Origin of the sequence: Faecalibacterium sp. 7, assembly GCF_049562865.1 — a bacterium.
GTDB lineage: Bacteria > Bacillota > Clostridia > Oscillospirales > Ruminococcaceae > Faecalibacterium > Faecalibacterium wellingii.
The window spans coordinates 2,374,685-2,392,720 of record NZ_CP186911.1 but is presented as its reverse complement, the minus strand read 5'-3'; the positions used below and the strand labels follow the sequence as shown (position 1 = coordinate 2,392,720).

At 53.7% G+C, this 18,036-nt stretch carries 15 protein-coding genes; 1 reads left to right on the top strand and 14 read right to left on the bottom strand.

The window, feature by feature from the left end:
- Positions 1-184: 184 nt before the first annotated feature.
- The 6 genes from ACKXF7_RS11870 to ACKXF7_RS11845 all read right to left on the bottom strand — a co-directional run bounded on the left by ACKXF7_RS11870 (position 185) and on the right by ACKXF7_RS11845 (position 6,906).
- Positions 185-1,525: a TRAP transporter large permease gene (locus ACKXF7_RS11870; protein ID WP_339394905.1), complete on the bottom strand. Its 1,341-nt coding sequence runs from the start codon at positions 1,523-1,525 to the stop codon at positions 185-187.
- Between the two features lies 1 nt (position 1,526).
- Positions 1,527-2,048: a TRAP transporter small permease gene (locus ACKXF7_RS11865; RefSeq protein ID WP_097774911.1), complete on the bottom strand. Its 522-nt coding sequence runs from the start codon at positions 2,046-2,048 to the stop codon at positions 1,527-1,529.
- 99 nt (positions 2,049-2,147) lie between these two features.
- Positions 2,148-3,230: a TRAP transporter substrate-binding protein gene (locus ACKXF7_RS11860; protein WP_339394906.1), complete on the bottom strand. Its 1,083-nt coding sequence runs from the start codon at positions 3,228-3,230 to the stop codon at positions 2,148-2,150.
- 345 nt (positions 3,231-3,575) lie between these two features.
- On the bottom strand, positions 3,576-4,586 hold the full coding sequence (locus tag ACKXF7_RS11855; RefSeq protein WP_423741400.1) for a TRAP transporter substrate-binding protein: 1,011 nt from the start codon (positions 4,584-4,586) through the stop codon (positions 3,576-3,578).
- Positions 4,583-5,386 (bottom strand): response regulator transcription factor, encoded by an 804-nt coding sequence (locus ACKXF7_RS11850; protein ID WP_423741399.1) that lies wholly within the window; start codon positions 5,384-5,386, stop codon positions 4,583-4,585. Before ACKXF7_RS11850 ends, ACKXF7_RS11855 begins: the two co-directional genes overlap by 4 nt.
- Positions 5,383-6,906: a sensor histidine kinase gene (locus ACKXF7_RS11845; RefSeq protein WP_423741398.1), complete on the bottom strand. Its 1,524-nt coding sequence runs from the start codon at positions 6,904-6,906 to the stop codon at positions 5,383-5,385. Before ACKXF7_RS11845 ends, ACKXF7_RS11850 begins: the two co-directional genes overlap by 4 nt.
- A gap of 139 nt (positions 6,907-7,045) precedes the next feature.
- Between ACKXF7_RS11845 and ACKXF7_RS11840 the strand changes: the two genes are divergently transcribed.
- Positions 7,046-7,579: a YcxB family protein gene (locus ACKXF7_RS11840; RefSeq protein ID WP_423741397.1), complete on the top strand. Its 534-nt coding sequence runs from the start codon at positions 7,046-7,048 to the stop codon at positions 7,577-7,579.
- Between the two features lie 150 nt (positions 7,580-7,729).
- On the opposite strand, the gene ACKXF7_RS11835 is transcribed toward ACKXF7_RS11840, so the two are convergent.
- The 8 genes from ACKXF7_RS11835 to ACKXF7_RS11800 form a co-directional block, all read right to left on the bottom strand.
- Positions 7,730-9,316, bottom strand: coding sequence for a mannitol dehydrogenase family protein (locus ACKXF7_RS11835; protein ID WP_423741396.1), 1,587 nt, complete (start codon positions 9,314-9,316; stop codon positions 7,730-7,732).
- A 5-nt stretch (positions 9,317-9,321) separates the two neighbouring features.
- Entirely contained in the window at positions 9,322-10,422 is a 1,101-nt protein-coding gene (uxuA, locus tag ACKXF7_RS11830) for a mannonate dehydratase (RefSeq protein WP_249236680.1), read from the bottom strand.
- Positions 10,423-10,749: 327 nt separating this feature from the next.
- On the bottom strand, positions 10,750-11,862 hold the full coding sequence (locus tag ACKXF7_RS11825; RefSeq protein WP_423741395.1) for a DegT/DnrJ/EryC1/StrS family aminotransferase: 1,113 nt from the start codon (positions 11,860-11,862) through the stop codon (positions 10,750-10,752).
- 33 nt (positions 11,863-11,895) lie between these two features.
- Positions 11,896-13,164 (bottom strand): ATP-grasp domain-containing protein, encoded by a 1,269-nt coding sequence (locus ACKXF7_RS11820; RefSeq protein ID WP_423741394.1) that lies wholly within the window; start codon positions 13,162-13,164, stop codon positions 11,896-11,898.
- A complete protein-coding gene (locus ACKXF7_RS11815) occupies positions 13,154-14,104 on the bottom strand; it encodes a hypothetical protein (protein ID WP_423741393.1) in 951 nt (316 codons plus the stop codon). Before ACKXF7_RS11815 ends, ACKXF7_RS11820 begins: the two co-directional genes overlap by 11 nt.
- A gap of 35 nt (positions 14,105-14,139) precedes the next feature.
- Positions 14,140-15,345 (bottom strand): ATP-grasp domain-containing protein, encoded by a 1,206-nt coding sequence (locus tag ACKXF7_RS11810; protein WP_423741392.1) that lies wholly within the window; start codon positions 15,343-15,345, stop codon positions 14,140-14,142.
- A gap of 35 nt (positions 15,346-15,380) precedes the next feature.
- Complete coding sequence (locus tag ACKXF7_RS11805; RefSeq protein WP_423741391.1) at positions 15,381-16,844, bottom strand: lipopolysaccharide biosynthesis protein; 1,464 nt, start codon at positions 16,842-16,844, stop codon at positions 15,381-15,383.
- Positions 16,831-17,796 (bottom strand): glycosyltransferase family 2 protein, encoded by a 966-nt coding sequence (locus ACKXF7_RS11800; protein ID WP_423741390.1) that lies wholly within the window; start codon positions 17,794-17,796, stop codon positions 16,831-16,833. The genes ACKXF7_RS11805 and ACKXF7_RS11800 overlap by 14 nt, the downstream gene beginning before the upstream one ends.
- Between the last annotated feature and the right edge of the window lie 240 nt (positions 17,797-18,036).

Genomic DNA, 18,036 nt, shown 5'->3' with positions numbered 1-18,036 from the left:
GTATGTGCCCATCACAACCTTCAATATCGGCTACCCCGTCGAGCGGCCTTGGAAACGATTGCCTTACTATTATAGCACGATTCCGGCAGAATGCAAGAGGGAAAATAAAGTTTTTTGCATACAAAAAGCCCCCTGCACTTTCATGCAGAGGACTTTTGCAGTTTTGCCTTACACCGTCAGGCCATCAGTGGATGAACACAGGGCCCAGCGGGTTGGTGATGGGGCTGACGTAGCCGCCCAGCAGCTTGGGGATTGCCAGACTGATATCGGGCACGAAGGTCAGCAGCAGCAGTGCAACGAACATGCACAGGTAGAACGGCAGGGTCGCCTTGACGACCTTTTCCATCGGGCGCTTTGCAACGGCAGAGCCGATGAACAGCACAGCGCCGACAGGAGGAGTCAGCAGGCCGATGCCGCAGTTCAGGACCACGATGATACCGAACTGGATGGGATCGATGCCGATGGAGGTTGCGATGGGCAGCAGGATGGGGGTAGCGATCAGGATGATGGGAGCCATATCCATGATGCAGCCCAGAATCAGAATGATCAGGTCGATCAACAGAGCAATGATGTAGGGGTTATCAGTGACGCTGGTGATGGCATTTGCAGCCAGATCCGGCACATGCAGCATGGTCAGGCAGTTGCCGAAGACCGCAGAGGTAGCGATCAGGATCAGCACGATGGACAGAGTGTTCACGCACTCATCCAGTGCATGCCAGACGCCCTTCCAGTCCAGACCCTTGTAGATGAACACCGACACGAACAGAGAGTAGATAACTGCAATAGCTGCAGATTCGGTAGCAGTGAACACACCGCCAACAACGCCGAACACAACGATGACAACAGCGGCCAGTGCCCAGATGGAAGTGCCCAGCTGCTTAACGAAGCCCTTGATGCTGAACGGAGAGCCCTTGGGGTAATTCTCCTTGACCGAGATGATGTAGGAACCGATCATCAGGACGATGGCCAGCAGAGCGCCGGGCAGATAACCTGCCAGGAACAGGCTGCCGACCGAGATGCCGCCGGCAGTGGTGGCATAAATGACCATGTTGTGGCTCGGAGGAACCAGCAGGCCCTCGCAGGAAGAGGTGATGGTAACAGCGGTGGAGAAGTCGGCGTCGTAGCCCTGATCGACCATCATGGGGATCATGATGGAACCGATGGAAGCGGTATCTGCAGATGCAGAACCGGAAATGCCGCCGAAGAAGTAGGATGCAACGATGTTGACCATTGCCATGCCGCCGCGCATCCAGCCTACACAGGCGTCAGCCAGAGCGATCAGCTTTTCAGAAATGCCGCCGGAGCCCATGAGCACGCCCATGGTGATGAAGAACGGCACGGCCATCAGGCTGAAGGAAGAGATGCCCTTGACCATCAGACGGCAGACATCGGTCAGTGCCTGTCCCTGCACCATCAGGCACAGCACGCTGGAAAGGCCAACGGCGTATGCAATGGGGAAACGCAGGAAGATCATTACAAAGAAGCTGACAAGAAGGACAATGATTGCCAGTGTCTGAACTGTCATATTACACTTCCTCCTTTACAAAAATGCTCTTGATGTGGTTGTACAGTGCCTCGATCTCGAAGATGATCATGGCAACACCGGCCAGCGGCACCGGGAAGTACATCCAGAAACGGCTCAGCCAGGGCATGGACACGTAGAAGCCGCGGCCGCCCAGAGTAGTGGCATAGTTCCAGCCGACCACCATCATGATGACGCCCAGAATGCACACGGCAAGGTCGGCCAGAATATCCAGCACCTTGACGGCGATCTTGGGCAGATACACGTCAAACGCAGTCATGCGGATATGGGCGCCGCGGCGGATGGCCAGAGCAGCACTCAGCACAGCCATGTAGCTCATGCAGGTCAGCACAACTTCTTCCGACCATGCCGGGTCCGGGATGAACGAGACGTAACGACCGATGACCGACATGGTAGTGATGAGGATATCTGCGATCAGCAACAGCTTGCAGATAAACAGAACCACTTTGTAGGTGATGTCGTACGCCGGCTTGATCTTATCCAGAGTGGTAAAGATTTTCGGCATATGAATTCCTCCATATAAAAAACCCGGCAGGTCTGCGGGCGTATCCCGTAGTCCCCCGCCGGGCTATGTACTATCTCAGAACAGGAAAGGCTTTTTCAATTATGCCTTCATGTCCAGCAGCTGCTGATACAGCTCAGCCTGATCGGAGGTGTTCTCGCTGATGACCTTAGCGCAGGCCTCCTGCCAGGGTGCCTTGTCGTCAACATCCACAACATTGCAGCCGGAGCTCTTCAGCTCATCCAGAACCTTGTTCTCAGCGGTCTCGGACAGGTCTGCATTGAAGGCCTGCGTATCAGCACCAGCCTCCATGATGGCAGCCTGCTGGTTCTCGGTCAGCTTGCCCCATGCGTTATCGGTGATAACAGCCTGAACAGCACCCAGAGTGTGGCCGTCCAGGATCAGGTTGTTAGCAACCTCGGGGAATGCATTGGACTTGTAGTTTGCGATGGGCTGCTCAGCACCATCCACAACGCCGGTCTGCAGTGCGCTGTACAGCTCACCGAAGGAAACGACGGTGGGGTTAGCGCCCAGACCCTCGACCAGGCCGTTCATGACGGGGTCGTTGGACACGCGCAGCTTCAGGCCCTTGAAATCATCAATGCCGGAAACAGGGTTGACCGTGAAGAAGTGACGGAAGCCCTCTTCGCCGTAGAAGACACCACGAACGGGCAGGCCCAGCTCCTGAGGCTCGTTCAGGAACTCAGGTGCCAGATCGCTGTTGGCAAAGTTCCAGAAGTGTGCGCGGTTCTCGAAGGTGAAGGGGATGGACAGCAGCTTGGACTTGTTGCAGCCGTAGCTGGTCAGTGCAAATGCGGAGATACGGCTCATATCAATGGAGGTAGAGCCGCCCAGGATTGCGTCCAGAACGTCGTTCTCAGAGCCCAGAACACCGGAAGCCTGCACATCGATGACGACGGAACCGCCGGTCAGCTCTTCTACCTTCTCCTTGAAGTGGGTAGCGGTCTGGCCAACGATGGTATCCAGCGGGTTGACCTCGGCGTAAACCAGAGTCACCTTGGGATCGTTTGCAGCAGCAGTAGCATCACCGGCAGCGGAAGCAGCTGCAGAAGAAGCGGTGGATGCAGCAGTAGAGCTGCTGGAACCGCCGCATGCGGTCAGAGCGGCAGCAGCGGCAGCTGCACCTGCAACTGCCAGAAAGCTACGACGAGAAATCTTTTTCATAAGTAAGTCCTCCTTAAATCTCCCGAACAGCACGGCCTGCACAGGGCCCGGATGCTGTTCATTTACTGTACACACTTTAGCAAATTTTTTTAACTGAAACAAGGGCTTTCAAAAAATGTCCTGTTTTTTGAAAAAATGTCAGAATTTCTTTTGTGAAAAACGCCAAACGCTTTACTTTTTATTTGTGCACCTTCTCCTAATAGATGGATACATTCCTGTATTCAATAGAAAAACAAAGTGCTGGATGCCCTCCCCTTTTGGGTCCAGAGCACACAGCACTTTGCCGGTTCTTTATTCTGTTTTCCTGATTTCTTTGCCCATCTTTTCCGGGCTTTGCTGTGAGGCTCATGCCTGCTGGATGCGGGCGATAAGCCCGCTCTGCTCCGCAAACAGGTCGTACATGGGCTGAACCGCCGCGCGGAACTTTTCTTTTTCCGCTTCATCCAGCTCGGTCACTTCAATACCGACCGCACGCATATTCTCTTCGGATTCCGCTTCCTGCTGCGCCCAGAGCTTCCGCTCCACCTTGGCGCTCTCCCGGGCGCACATGCGGATCATCTCCGGATAGCTCTCACCCAGTTCGGCCAGCTTTTCCATCACCATGGGGCTTGCCAGCTGCACTTCCGGCACGCGGGTGTGCTCGTCCTTCAGGAAATACGGTGCCACCTCGTAGTGACCCATGGCTTCGTAGCTGGGCCAGTTGTTCTCCGCACCATCGATCTCGCCGTTGTGCAGAGCGGCATACACCTTGCTATACACCACCTTTACCGGCTTTGCGCCGAGGTCGGTGATCATTTCGCTCATCATGTCCGATTCCTGCACGCGGATGGTCAGACCCTGCAGATCCGCAAGGCCTGTCACCTTCTGCCGAGTGTAGATGCTGCGCACACCGGCATCAAACCACGACAGTCCCGTCAGCTCCAGCGACTCCAGCATGGAGAGAAATTCGTCGCCGATGGTCCCATCCAGTACGCGCCACATCTGGTCAGCGTCGGTGTAAAGGTACGGCAGCTGCAATACGCTCAGCGCCGGCTCGTACTCTGCCAGCTGGCTGAGGGACACGCGGGAGAAGTCAATGCCGCCAAACTGCATCTGCTGGATCACGCTCTGCTCCGCGCCCAGCTCTCCCCCGCTGTACACCAGCACTTTGACCCGCCCATTGGTGCGCTGGGCTACAAGGTCTGCAAAGGCAAGCGCTGCCTGCGTAGTGGGATAATCCTCCGGCTGGTTCTCCGCATAGCGCAGGATCAGCTCTGCCCCCGGCTCGTCCTGTACCGGCTGGTGACCGCAGCCGGCCATCGGCAGGGTCAGCACCGCCGCGCCGAACAGGGCGGTGAGCATCTGACGGCGGGTCACAGGCGGGCCTCCCGAATCGTCTTTGCCGCCTCTTTGCGGTACTGGGTAGGCGTCATGCCGGTGCGCTTCTTAAAAGTACGGGCAAAATAGCTGGAATCCTCGTAGCCCACCATGGAAGCCACCTCCGCTGCCGAGCGGAACGGGTCGGTGAGCAGCTCCTTGGCGGCGTTGATGCGCAGTTCGGTCAGGCAGTCCAGAAAGTTGGTCTTCTGGTATTTTTTGAACTGTGCGGAAAGATACGCCGGGCTGATATGCAGGATCTCGCTCACGCTGTCCAACGAGAGGTCGAACATGTAGTTATCCTCCATGTACTTGCGCACATGGGCCATGACCAGTGCGTTGCGGTCATTCTCCCCTGCTTCGGCGGCATCACCCTCCGGATCAGCTTCCTGCTCCACCGGAGCCAGCTCGGCAAGGCGGCGGCCCGCTTCGATCTGGCGCATGGCCTTGCGGATCGATGCCTCCACCTCGTCCGGGTTCACCGGTTTGAGCAGGTAATCACAGGCGCCCAGATGCATGGCCTCGTGGGCATACTGGAACAGGCTGTAGGCCGTGACGAAGATTACCTTGCACTCCGGGCGCTGTTCCAGCACCGCACGGGCCGCATCCAGACCGTTCATGCCGGGCATTTCAATATCCATCAGGATCAGGTCTGCGCCCCACAGCACCGCCGTATCTGCCGCCTTGCGGCCATTTTCGGCTGTCTCAATGGTGATCTCGTGCTCAAAGCGGCGGGCAACGATATCCTCCAGAGCTTCTCTTTCCAGTACTTCGTCATCCGCGATCAACAGACGAATCATTCCTCAAACTCCTCCTCATTTTCCACCAATGGCAGGTACAGCACCACCGCCGTACCACGTCCCGGATGGGACCGTATCACAAGGCGGCTGTTCCGGTCCAGCAGACGCAGACGGGCCGCCACATTATAGATTCCAATATGTTCCCAGCGCTCACCGGGCTGACTGAGCGCCCCGCGCAGCTGCTGTAATTGTTCCGGCTGGATGCCCACGCCGTTATCCACTACACGGATGCACAACAGGTGTTTTTCCCGCAGCGGGTTGACCCGGATGCGCACCACACCGCCCTCCTCTTTGGGACAGATGCCGTGCTTGAAGGCATTTTCCACGACAGGCTGCAAAATAAAGGACGGCACCATGGTCTCGGTTAGATCCAGCAAATCGGAAAAACGCCACTCCATGCGCACACGCTCGCCAAAGCGGACGTGGTAGATGGAATAGTATTCATCCACAATGCGCACCTCGCGGGAAAGCGGCACCTGTTCATCGTTGCTCATCAGACTGTAGCGCAGCAGATGCGAAAGCGCCATGATGAGCGCCTGGGTACGGTAGGCCGTCTCGGTGCCGGCAGTCTGCTGGATCACGTTCAGGGTGTTGAACAGAAAGTGCGGGTCGATCTGGCTGCGCAGCTGCTGCAGCCTGCTGCGCTCCATGCGGTTCTGCAGTTCCAGTGCTTCAGTCTTCTGGCGGTGCAGCTCCCGCTCGATCTCGTTTTTCTCCTGCAGGGTCGTCACCTGCTGAGCCATGGAGTGCTTCATAATGTTGAAGGACTCCGCCAGCTGGGCGATCTCCGGCTGCTTGGGCAGAGGGATATCCGGGATATCGAATTTGCTCCGGCCAATGGCGCGGGATGCTGCGATCATCTGCTGCACCGGCGTGAGCAGCCGCATGACCATCAGGCCACTGACGCAACCCAGGGCCACGCACAGGGCCACCACGACCGTCTGCAGCAAAACAATGCGCTCGTTCAGCGCCGAGATGACGGTGTAGGAACCCTGTGCATCCAGAATGGCCGTTTCCAGCAATTGCAGGGTGTACTGGCTCAGATAATCCCCGCAGGGCAGGATCTTTGCATAGTAAAGCTGTGAGGCTGCAGCGTCATCCCCGCTGCGCAGGTCGCTCTGCAGCTCTTCCAGCAGGCCGGTATAGGTCTGGTAGACGGTATCCACCGCGCCGTACAGCACCCGCTGCTCATCGCTGACGTTCTCCAGCTCTTCCAGACTGGTGCCGATGCGCCACAACCACGCATTGCAGGTCGAGGACGCAGACTGAAGCCGTTCCATGAGCTCGTCCGTTTCGCTGTTCTCCCAGCGGTAGTTCTCCAGCACGGAAATAGAGCTTTCCACACCGCCCTGAAAGCGGCTGATGGCATTGAAGCTGCCCATCTGCGCGTCCTGCACTGCCTGTACTGCTCTGGACTGGTAGCCATTGAGCGCGAGCTGCATGGCAAAGGCCGCAAAAAATGCTGCCAGACACAGGCCCATGCGCTGCTTGAGGGTAAAACGCCATTTGCGGTGCTGCAATGCCTGCCGCCTCCCTTTGTTTTATAATAGTTTATTCTACCACGCATTGGGCCGGATTGGCAAGGTTTGTACGGGTTTCTCTTGCCTAAACCGCACAATTGTGGTACGATGCCTATAAATACAAATAGGAGGCGACTCTATGTCCCATACCATTTCCGTTTCCACCACCATGGATGGACCCGGCTTCCATGATTTTGCCGTGTTTGACGCATTCCATCACCGCAAAGCATGGCTGCGTCCCGCCATTTTTGCCGCCATCATGCTGGCTTTTGCCGTCGTCTGCCTTTCGCAGCTGGGCAAGCGCCCGGGCGCCGGGCTGCTGGCCGCTGTGCTGGCCATTGTGGGCATCGGCCTGCCGGCAAGCTACTTTTACTCCTTTTTCCACAGCGTTTCCAAACAGATCCGGCAGATGCACCTGCCGCGGGCCTTCTACCGCGTGGAACTGGCCGACACCGGCATCGCCGTGTGGATGTACGGCCAGCAGGACAAGCCCGAACCCACCAACCGCCACGCATGGGACAATTTTTACTGTGCCTACCGCACAGACAACGCTGTGTACCTCTACGTGGAAAAAGAAAAAGCCTACTTACTGAATGACCGCATGGAAGCGGTATGGCAGTTTTTGACCGGCATCCTGCCAAAGGAAAAGCTGCATGACTGCCGAAAAGCATAAGATCTTGCATACATACAAGCAAAAAGAACTGCTGATGAAATGTCAGCAGTTCTTTTTTGTATATATAAATTTGTATACAAAAAACCCACGCTGCGGCAAAGCAAAGCGCAGCGCGGGTACGAAGATATCTTAAATTATTGCGTCAGCAGATCAACGGGCCAGCGTATACTTGTGCAGGGTCTTGCGCACAGCGCCGGGGCCTGCAAACAGCTCCTTGGCCATGGACTCGATCTTCTCGCCCAGACCAACGGCATACAGATCCACACCGAACACGTCAACACGGCTGTACAGCTTCTTCAGGCAGCTGAAGTCCTGCTCGCCTTCCTTGACCTCCAGCGGAGCAACGATGGCCTGCAGTTCAGCCAGCAGCGGATCGGTGGAAGGCTCAAAGGCCTGACCATTGTCGTCGATGCCCTTCAGGTAACGGGCATAGCCTGCCAGCACCAGCGGGATCAGGATCAGGTTGCTCTTGTCCAGACCACGTGCCTCGTATGCCTTGATCGTCTCACCAAAGCGGATGGCCAGCTTCTGAGAGGTATCGGTTGCAATACGCTGGGGAGCATCGGGCATGAAGGGGTTGGGCAGGCGGCGGTTGATGACAGCGCCGATGAACTCATAGGGGTTCAGCACGCCGGGATCAACGACCACAGGCATGGCCTCGATATAGCCAATCTTCTGGATGAAAGCACGCAGATCCTCGTCTGCCATCTCGGCAGAGATGAGGGTGTAGCCCAGCATGCAGCCATAGATGGACATGGCAGTGTGCAGGGGGTTCAGGCAGGTGCAGACCTTCATCTTCTCGATCTTGTCCACGGTCTCGCGGTCGCAGTACAGCACACCGCCCAGCTCCAGCGGAGGACGGCCATTGGTGTAGTGATCCTCGATGCACAGGTACTGGGTCTCCTCGGCATTGACGAAGGGTGCAGTGAAGGTGTGCTTCTCGGTGACGATGGTGTAGTTGTCCTCAAAGCCGTCGTCAGCCAGCATCTTCTGCACCTTGGCGTCCGGGCGCGGGGTGATCTTGTCGATCATGCTCCAGGGGAAGGTGATCTTGGTCTCGTCCTGCACATAGGCCAGGAACTCGGCGGGTACCAGACCCTGCTCCACCCACTTTGCGGCGTAGGTGTGGACAGCATTCTTGACCTTATCGCCGTTGTGAGAGCAGTTATCCATGCTCTGAACGGTCAGGGGCAGCTTGCCGGCCTTGAAGCGCTCGTACAGCAGAGCAGTGACCTTGCCCATAGCCAGCACGGGGGTCAGGCCGCGCTCCAGATCAGCAGGAGCAACGCCGTAGCCCTTCTCGGTGATGGTGAAGGAGATCATCTGCAGGCTGGGGTTCTGGAAGATCTCCACCAGACGTGCCCAGTCCTCGCCGAAGGAGTAGTCAGCCTTCAGGCTCTCGGTGACGGAAGCCACGACCTTCTTCTCGATCTCGCCGGTGGACTTCAGGCAGACCAGCAGGCTCATATTGTCGTAGGGACGATAAGCCTTGTCGATGATCTCGTAGTCGAAGCTCTCGGCCACGATGACACCGCGGTCATACTTGCCGGTGTTCAGCGCATCGTTCAGGATGGCAGCCGGGAAAGCGCGGAAGATGTTGCCTGCACCAAAGTGCACCCAGGTGGGCTCGGCGTGGGTCTTGGCCTTGACAGCCTCAATATCGAATTTGGGCAGCTCATAGCCCTTTTCTGCCCATTCGGCAGACAGATTGCCATTTTTGATCTCAGACAGCTTCATATTCATCAGCCCTTCTTTTTCTCTTCATCCAGACGATCCAGCAGATCCCAGACACCCAGCATATACTGGACGCCCAGAGCACGGTCATACTTGCCGTAACCGGGACGGCAGTTGCCGGGGCCTTCCTCCCACAGCTGACGACCGTGGTCGGGACGGATGTAACCCTCAAAGCCGCAGTCATGGTAAGCACGCAGCACCTCGATGATGCCGGTCTCGCCGCAGCAGTCGCGGTGAGCAGCCTCGGAGAAGTCGCCGTTGGGGAAGTGGTGGATGTTGCGGATGTGACCAAAGGCAATGCGGTCGCAGTGCTTGCGCACGATCTCGGCACAGTTGTTGTTGGGGTTTGCGTTCAGGCTGCCGGTGCACAGGGTCAGGCAGTTGTACGGATCATCCACCATGCTCAGGAAGCGGTCGATGCTCTCAGCATCCACCAGCAGACGGGGCAGGCCGAAGATATCCCAAGGGGGATCGTCCTGATGGATGGCCATTTTGATGTCGCACTCATGGCAGGTGGGCATCAGTGCTTCCAGGAAGTACTTCAGGTTTTCCCAGAGCTTTTCCTTGGTGACAGGAGCATAGGCCTTGAACAGCTCGTCCAGCTTTGCCATGCGCTCCGGCTCCCAGCCGGGGAAGGTCATGTTATACTTCTCAGTGAAGGACATGATGTACTCGGCCATAGCCTTGTAATCATCCTTGATCTTATCCTTCTCGTAGAACAGTGCAGTGGAGCCGTCGCCCACGGGGTGGAACAGGTCCGTACGGGTCCAGTCGAAAACAGGCATGAAATTGTAGCAGATGACCTTGACGCCGAACTTGGACAGATTGCGGATGCACTGCTTATAGTTCTCGATGTACTTGTCGCGGGTGGGCAGGCCGATCTTGATGTCATCGTGAACATTGACCGACTCAACCACATCCATATCAAAGCCGTAGGCGTGGATCTGATCGGCTACCTTCTGGATCTCGTCCACTTCCCAGATCTCACCGGGCATTTTGTCGTGCAGCGCCCAGACGATGCTGGTCACACCGGGGATCTGCTTGATGTCGCTCAGGCTGACGGGATCGTTGCCCTCGCCATACCAGCGCCAACCCATTTTCATAGGCATAGGAAAATCCTCCTGTTTTATATTTTTTGCTTTGCATTTTCCGCGCAGCCGTGTGCCGCGCTCTTGTACTTATATTCTAGTATATCAGTTCATTTTTTTCAATGGACGCATTGCCGGATTTTAGTGTTTATTCTTGTATACTTTAGACAAAAAGAACAAAAATCTCCTCTCATGCAGGCAAAAATCCGAAAGTTCGTTTAGAAATTCACGATCTTTACGCCCTCGCGGCGGGACAAACAGCTCCCCTTCTGCAAGGTATTTCTCCCCTGCCCCACAAAAAATCCGCCGGGCACAGACACCCGGCGGACAGTTTTTCCTATATTGATATTACAGTTTCTGCTCTAAGACGATCTTGCAGATGCGGTCCACATCCTCCATGGAAAGGTCGGCATACAGCGGCAGGGTCAGCACCCGTTTTGCCACATGCAGAGCCACCGGCGTTGCGTCCACATCGTATTTACCGTGGAAGCACTCGAAGGTGTTGGTGAGCGGATAAAAATACTTGCGCGCGCCTATTCCGTTTTGGGCCAGTGCATCCATTACCTCATTGCGGCTGGCACCAAAGAGATTTTCGTCGAACACCACCGGGAAGTAGGCGTAGTTGGACCTGACCTCCGGCTGCTGCACATTCAGGCGCAGACCGTCCACGCCTTCCAGATGCTCACGGTAGCGCTCCACCACAGCCCTGCGCTTGGCGATCTCCTCATCCACATGACGCAGATTGCACAGACCCATAGCGGCACAGAACTCGTTCATCTTGGCGTTGGCGCCCACGGCATCCACCGCTTCCGGGCCGTGGATACCAAAGTTTTTCAGCTCGTACAGCCTGCGGCCCATATCCGGGTCCCGATAGCAGACCGCACCGCCCTCAATGGTGTTGAACACCTTGGTGGCATGGAAGCTGAAGCAGGAGGCATCGCCAAAATTACCGATGCCCTGCCCCTTATAGGTCTCGCCAAAGGTATGGGCGGCATCGTACAGCACCTTCAGACCATACTTGTGGGCGATGCGCTCGATCTCTTCGATGTTGCATATATTGCCGTACACATGTACCGGCAGGATGGCACAGGTGCGGTCGGTGATGAGCCGCTCGATCTGGGTCACATCCATGGTGTAGGTCTCGGGGTCGATATCACAGAACACCGGTTCCAGTCCATTGCGCACGATGGCGTGGGTGGTGGACGCAAAAGTGAACGGTGTGGTGATGACCTCGCCCTGCAGATTCATGGCCTGCAGAGAAAGCTCCAGCGCCATGTGGCCGTTGGTGAGCAGCTCCACAGCAGGCACGCCCATGTACTTTTGCAGTTCAGCCTGCAGGGCTTTGTGTTTTTCGCCCATGTTGGTCAGCCAGTGGCTGTCCCAGATGGAGCGGATCTCTTCAATGTATTCTTCCATGCTGGGCATGGAAGAACGGGTAACAAGGATTTTGCTATCTGTCATACAATTTCCTCTGCATCATCTGCACTCAACGTTTTATGCATTCCACCATGTCAGAATCTCTTCCGGATCCATCCGGTCATAGATCATATCCTTTCCGTGCTCATCCGTGATTTTCAGCTTCGCATAGGCTTTTTCAACATCTAGCTTCAGCTCTTCCACCGATTCGCTGCTGAATGCAAACACATAGATTTTGCTGAGGATCGCGCTGTCATCTGTACATTTTTGACCAATACGCCCATGCAGCAATGACAACGTGCAGTCTTGCATCTGCGCGATCTCACTCGGTCCTTCTATTTTTGCAATCGTTCCGGTCTTTGCAAAAACATTAACTGTCACACATTTCATCTTTTCGTTGACCGGAGTTCGCTCCACGCCATCCGTACTGCCATATAGCGCGTGCTGAATAAAGGTATCCAAAAAGTTTACCGGTCCTTTTTTCTGCACATAGTAGGCCTGATGTGCACCTTCCAGCCGGAAACCGCACTCAAAAAAGACGAACTCCTGATCCTTATCAATAAATCCCGAGATAAAGATACATCCATACTGGATGCCCATTCCCTGGATCATTGCTTCGATCCTGCTGCGAACCTTTCGATTATATGCTTCTATGTGTCGTTCCGGATATAGCCATGCGCTCTGGACAACTTTTGACATTCCGTTATTCTTGGCATTGATCGTATCACACGAGGAAAGCAAGGTCAATTTTCCTGCTTCTGCCAGATAGTAGAAGTCCACCTTATCGGCGTCCGTGTCTGAAATATACTTTTCAATAATCACATGCTTTCCAACCGAAAGGTCGTACGCATACTGGTAGGCTTTTAGCAGTTCCTCTTTGTTCTTTGCAATACTGATTCCGATCGAACCAGCCCGATCCGTTGGCTTGACGATGACAGGATATTCATCCACATCGTCCACAGACTCATATTCTTTTACGACAGGCACGCCATATTTGCGGCAGCACTCCTTAAATTTGATCTTATCTCTTGTGATATCAAGCTGTTCCTGATTGATATAGCAGGGCAATCCGAGCCGTTTGCACAGCTGCATCATGTTGTCCACTCTGAATTCGCTGTAGCCCGCAAGGACGCCATTGATCCTCTCTGCGCGGCAGCGTTTTTCCAGTTCATCCAAATCGGACCAGCTGATATCCCACGCTTCGTTTGCAATCCGTTTTGCCGGAGCCAAACTATAATCCATGTGGTTATCTGTTGCTATGACATAGATTCCCTGCGCTTGTGCACGCTTTATCAAAGCAATTTCCCCTGCCGTAGCGCCGAGTATCAACAACTTTTTACATTTCATTTTTTATTTTCTCCACAATATACTGCATTGTTTTGACACCGTACCGTTGATCTATGGGCAGCGGCAAAATATTTGCTGCAAGCTGATATTCAATTGCATTTTCCGGCAGTTGCCGCAAAACATTGGGCCAGAGCGTCGGGATATAAATTTTTTCTGCCTGCAGCTTTTTGCGCACCGCGGCACCATTTTTGATCCAGAGTGGATACATGAAAGCGCCCTCTGGAATAGCCAGAGTCAGCTGGTTGGCGCTGCCAAACTGCTCTTGCAGAACGGCAAAATTCTGACTCCTTCGTGCGCGGACAAACTCATAATCCACACCATGCAGCAGATTTTGGGTCAGCTTCGACATCATTTTGACCGGTTCCCCGGCAAACAGTTTGTTGTTTGCTGCATACTCGGCGTAGAACTCGTTCGCACTGCGTTCATAGCGGCCCAGCAGAAAGTGCATCCGTTCAAAAGATTCATCCTGCTGCAGTTCCCGTTCCAGTCGGACGTCTGTATAAAGGAATGCACCATCTGCCACGCCAAAAAACTTGCGGCAGGTATAAAGCGTATCCACACCTTCCACGGGAAGCTGGAAATAGCTCTGCGCGTTGTCTACGATGATGCGGCCATACTGGTCTTTCCAGCGCTTCAACGTTTCGTTGCTCAATTGCCCATAATAATTGACGATGTACAGCCACTCGTTCTCGCCGAGCTTTTGTGGGAACTGCGGCATAAACGTTTCGTCTACATGGTAAAACTCGAATGGAACACCGAGCTTTTCGCACACATCCGGAACTGAAGAGCAGAGAAAATACGGCAGATAAAGTTTTTCGATTTTCTTTGCTTCACACAGATATGCCAGTGCATTTCTGCCGCAATTCAGCTTAGTTGCTTCTTCATGAAGCATCCTGCCGCGAAAAGTTTCCAGTTCAATATATCCACCGATTTCTCTCATTGGTTTTTCCTTTCGTGGAGTCGTTTCTGCAGAGTTCAATCTTTTTCCAAGAGATCGATATAAACCAGTTCCTCCATCCTGTTCATCATATCAAACATCTGCTTTTCATCCGGGAACTTCATAAAGATGATCCCCAGACATTTGGCTGCATTGTCAAAAAACTCTATCTTGTCGCCTTCTTTTTTATAAATACACTTCCGGTAAATATACTGTTCCAGTTCCGGCGCAAACGAGACACCTTTATAAATTCCATTCTTTGCACTATGGAGATTGCAGGTAGCATAGCAGCCCTTTGGCTCATGGGGGCATTCACGAACTTCTCTGCCCATCGCCGCTTCCACCGACATCTGTGCAACATCCACACCAAAGATATCCCCCAGAAGGTCCGGTATCATATTGCCGCCTGCCCGTGGGCCGATGTCAATGGGCCACACCCGGCCGCTTTTATCTACGACCAGTTCCACATTCATAGAACCATTTGCGATTTTCAGCAAATTGACCAGTCTCTCGACGGTTGCTTTTACATTCGCCGTATCCGGCGCTTCCAATTGGAGCGGATAGCTCTTGCCTACCGGAACCAGCGGATTCACTCTGCTGTCACGGTGACAGTTCATCAATCCCCAAAGAACCACTTTTCCGTTTGAAATGAATACATCCCCTCCAATCAGATAAGGGTGCTTCTTTTCAATAAAATCTTCTATCACGATCCTGTGGCACCGGGAAAAAGAAAATGCAAATTCGATTGCTTCTGCAAGTCCTTCCTCTGTTCTCAGTACAGTTGCGCCCTTGCTTCCGGACGAATCTACAGGCTTAATAATAAGCGGATAATTCAGCCTTGCCCTGTCTGTCAATGCTTCTTCTCTGGTCACATAACTATGTGCTGTGGGCGCAGCAAAGTCGTTTTGAGCAAGGAATCTGCGGAACTTGTCTTTATTGCAAAGTATCTCCACCGACTTATACGGGTTACCCGGCAAACCAAGCTTTTCTGCCACGTAGGCTGCCGTGGGGGCCGCCGGGTCAGATGCGTATGCCAGAACACCGTCCACCTGTTCCTTCCTGGCCACATCCAGAACAGCTTCCTTATCTGTGGTGCTGACAAGATAAAACTTATCTGCAGCATATTGACCCGGATTATCCGGCAAAAAATCGCACAGTATCGTTTCACAGCCCAGCCGTTTTGCTGTTTTGATCGCAACAACCTGCTGTGCCGAACCACCCAGAAGAAGAAGTTTTTTCGTCATGACTTCTGTTTTCCTTTCCGTCATTTTCCGCTCGTTCACTCTTCATTATCAGCCCACGGTTTTCTCTGAATCTTGGGCTTTACTACATTCCAGAGATACTCAAATGTGTCAAGCTTCAGCAGTGCAGAGCCGCCCAGATACACCACTGCACCGATCAGGATCTGAATGACCAGCGTTACGATGTCCGGCAGATGTGCAAGATTGACCAGCCACATGCAGCAGCCCATGAAAACAGCCAGCAGAATGCTGGGCAGGATGTCTTTCAGCTGTTCCAGATAACGGTAATCCAGCAGTTTTCTGTTCGGCCATGTATTGATGAGCTGGCTCAGCAGGCTGCTCAGGATCAGGCTGTAGGCCATTGCCATCACGCTGATGTGGTAGGTCAGCAGGAGCAGGGTCAGGCCCATGATCTTCTTGATGATCTCCAACTTCAGATACACTCCGCTGCGGCCCATTGCCTTGATCGCATTCAGGTTTGCCGTGTGGATCGGATAGAACATGTAGGTGATGCAGAAAATCCGCAGATACGGTACACAGGGCAGCCACTTCTCAGTCAGCACCAGCCGGACGAGCGGCTTTGCGCAGAAGAACATCGCCATCATCAGCGGCGCAATGACGTAAACGCAGGTCTTGATGGCACGGCGGGTCATGTTTTTCACCCGCGCAGGCTCGTCCTGCACGGCAGACATTGCCGGGAGCAGAACGCTGTCAATGGAAGAATCCACGTTGACCGCGATCGTATCCGGTGCAAGCATACCCTCATTATAAAAGGCAAGATCAGCCGATGTGTAAACGCGGCCGATCACAAGGCTGCGCAGATTATTGTATACGGTATCCAACAGGGAGGAAGCCAGCAGTCTCCAGCCATAGGATAGCAGCCCTTTCAGCCGCTGCCATGAAAAGACCGCTTTCGGTCTCCAATGCACCGTGAGCCAAAGGATCAGCGTATCAATGGCCGTGTTGGAAAGCTGCTGTGCCACCAGCGCCCAGACGCCAAACCCGGCATAAGCCATGCCAAGCCCCAGAAATGCGGAGAACAGCGTACCGCCCAGCGTTGCAAAGAAAAAGCGTTTGAACAGCATATTGCGGGACACATAGGCCTGCTGGATGCCTTTGACACCGGAAAACACCAGCGTCAGGCTGGCAACGCGAACCACGGGCGTCAGCGAAGGATCTTTATAGAATGCCGCAATATAAGGTGCCGCAATGAACATTCCGGCATACAGCACCAGACACACCGCAAAATTGAAATAGAATACCGATGAAAAATCCAGATCGTCTGCATCTTTTTTCTGGATCAGTGCTGTACCAAGACCGCTGTCGATGAACACCTGCAAAATGTTGATGAACACCGCCACCAGCGCCGTCCTGCCGTAATCTTCCGGCATCAGAATACGGGCCAGCAGCAGCGTTACAACAGCTGTCACAAGCTGGGCACCGCAGCGCTCTGCAAAGCGCCAGATAAAGTTGTCAAGAATAATGTTCTTATCTTTTTTCATTTCGTTCTGTCTTAAACTCCGTCCGTACCGTATCCAGCACATGTATTTTCTTTTCCAGCGACAGTCCCATAAAAATGCCCAGCTGCGGACCGTGCAAAAGGCACCTGCCACCTTTCTGGAGAACTGCCAGCTGCAGCTGGTCACGGTTCGCCACATCATTTACCGCCTTCTGGTATTCGGGCGTAACCCCCTGTTCACGGCAGTACCGGCGGAGCTTTTCTGTAAAGTCCGTTCTCGCTTTCTGGCTGCAAATGCGCTGTTGCTTAGATGCGTTGTTCTGGTTCCGGGCAGTCCACGAACCGGCGGTAAACATCCGGTAGACAGACATGATATCCTTTAAATAGTGGATCTTCCCGTTCAGCCGCATATAAACTGCACGCGGATAATCACCGAATCCATTTGCTCTGAGTTCATCCGGTATGCAGAACCACTCTCTCCTGCATAAAATCGAGGACGTATGGAAACAGGCTGCACTGTAATTGACGACCTCCTTGAATGTAAGGTCACGATCCTGATCTCCTTTATACATCGGCCACGAACCGCCTGTGCGGCAATCCATCAGCCGGGTATTGTGCACACAGGCCGCATACCCCTCATGCGATTCCAGGAAATCCACCTGCTTTTGCAGTTTGTTTTCATCGCACCAATAGTCGTCGCCTTCACAGATCGCCGTATACTTTCCCTTCGACTGAGGAAAAAGAATGCTTTTCGTGATGGATACTCCCTTAGAATACTGATTTTCAGTCTGGTAGACCGGTTTAATGATGTCCGGATACTTTGCCTCATATTCTGCAATGATCGCAGCCGTGTGATCTGTGGACGCATCGTCGTTTATAAGAACTTCGTACCGAAAGTTTGTCTTTTGATTCACGAATCCATCCAGCGCACTGCGGATGTATTTTTCATGGTTATATGCGGTACAAAGAACGGACACCACTACATCATCGTTCATTTTTATCTCCCCCGATGCTTCAACCGCACCGTTGCTTTTCCATAGTTGTACTTATAATATCACATGTCCCGATGCATTTCAACTTGTGCGTTTTTTCTGGGCATGAGTTTTCCGGCGATCTCCCCCTCATACAACCGCTGTATCTATGCTTACGCCGGATTTTTTTCAAAAAGGGAAAAAAGAGCTTGACTATCCGACAGGAACGTGGTAATATATTCAAGCAGTCCGCAAGCACAGCTT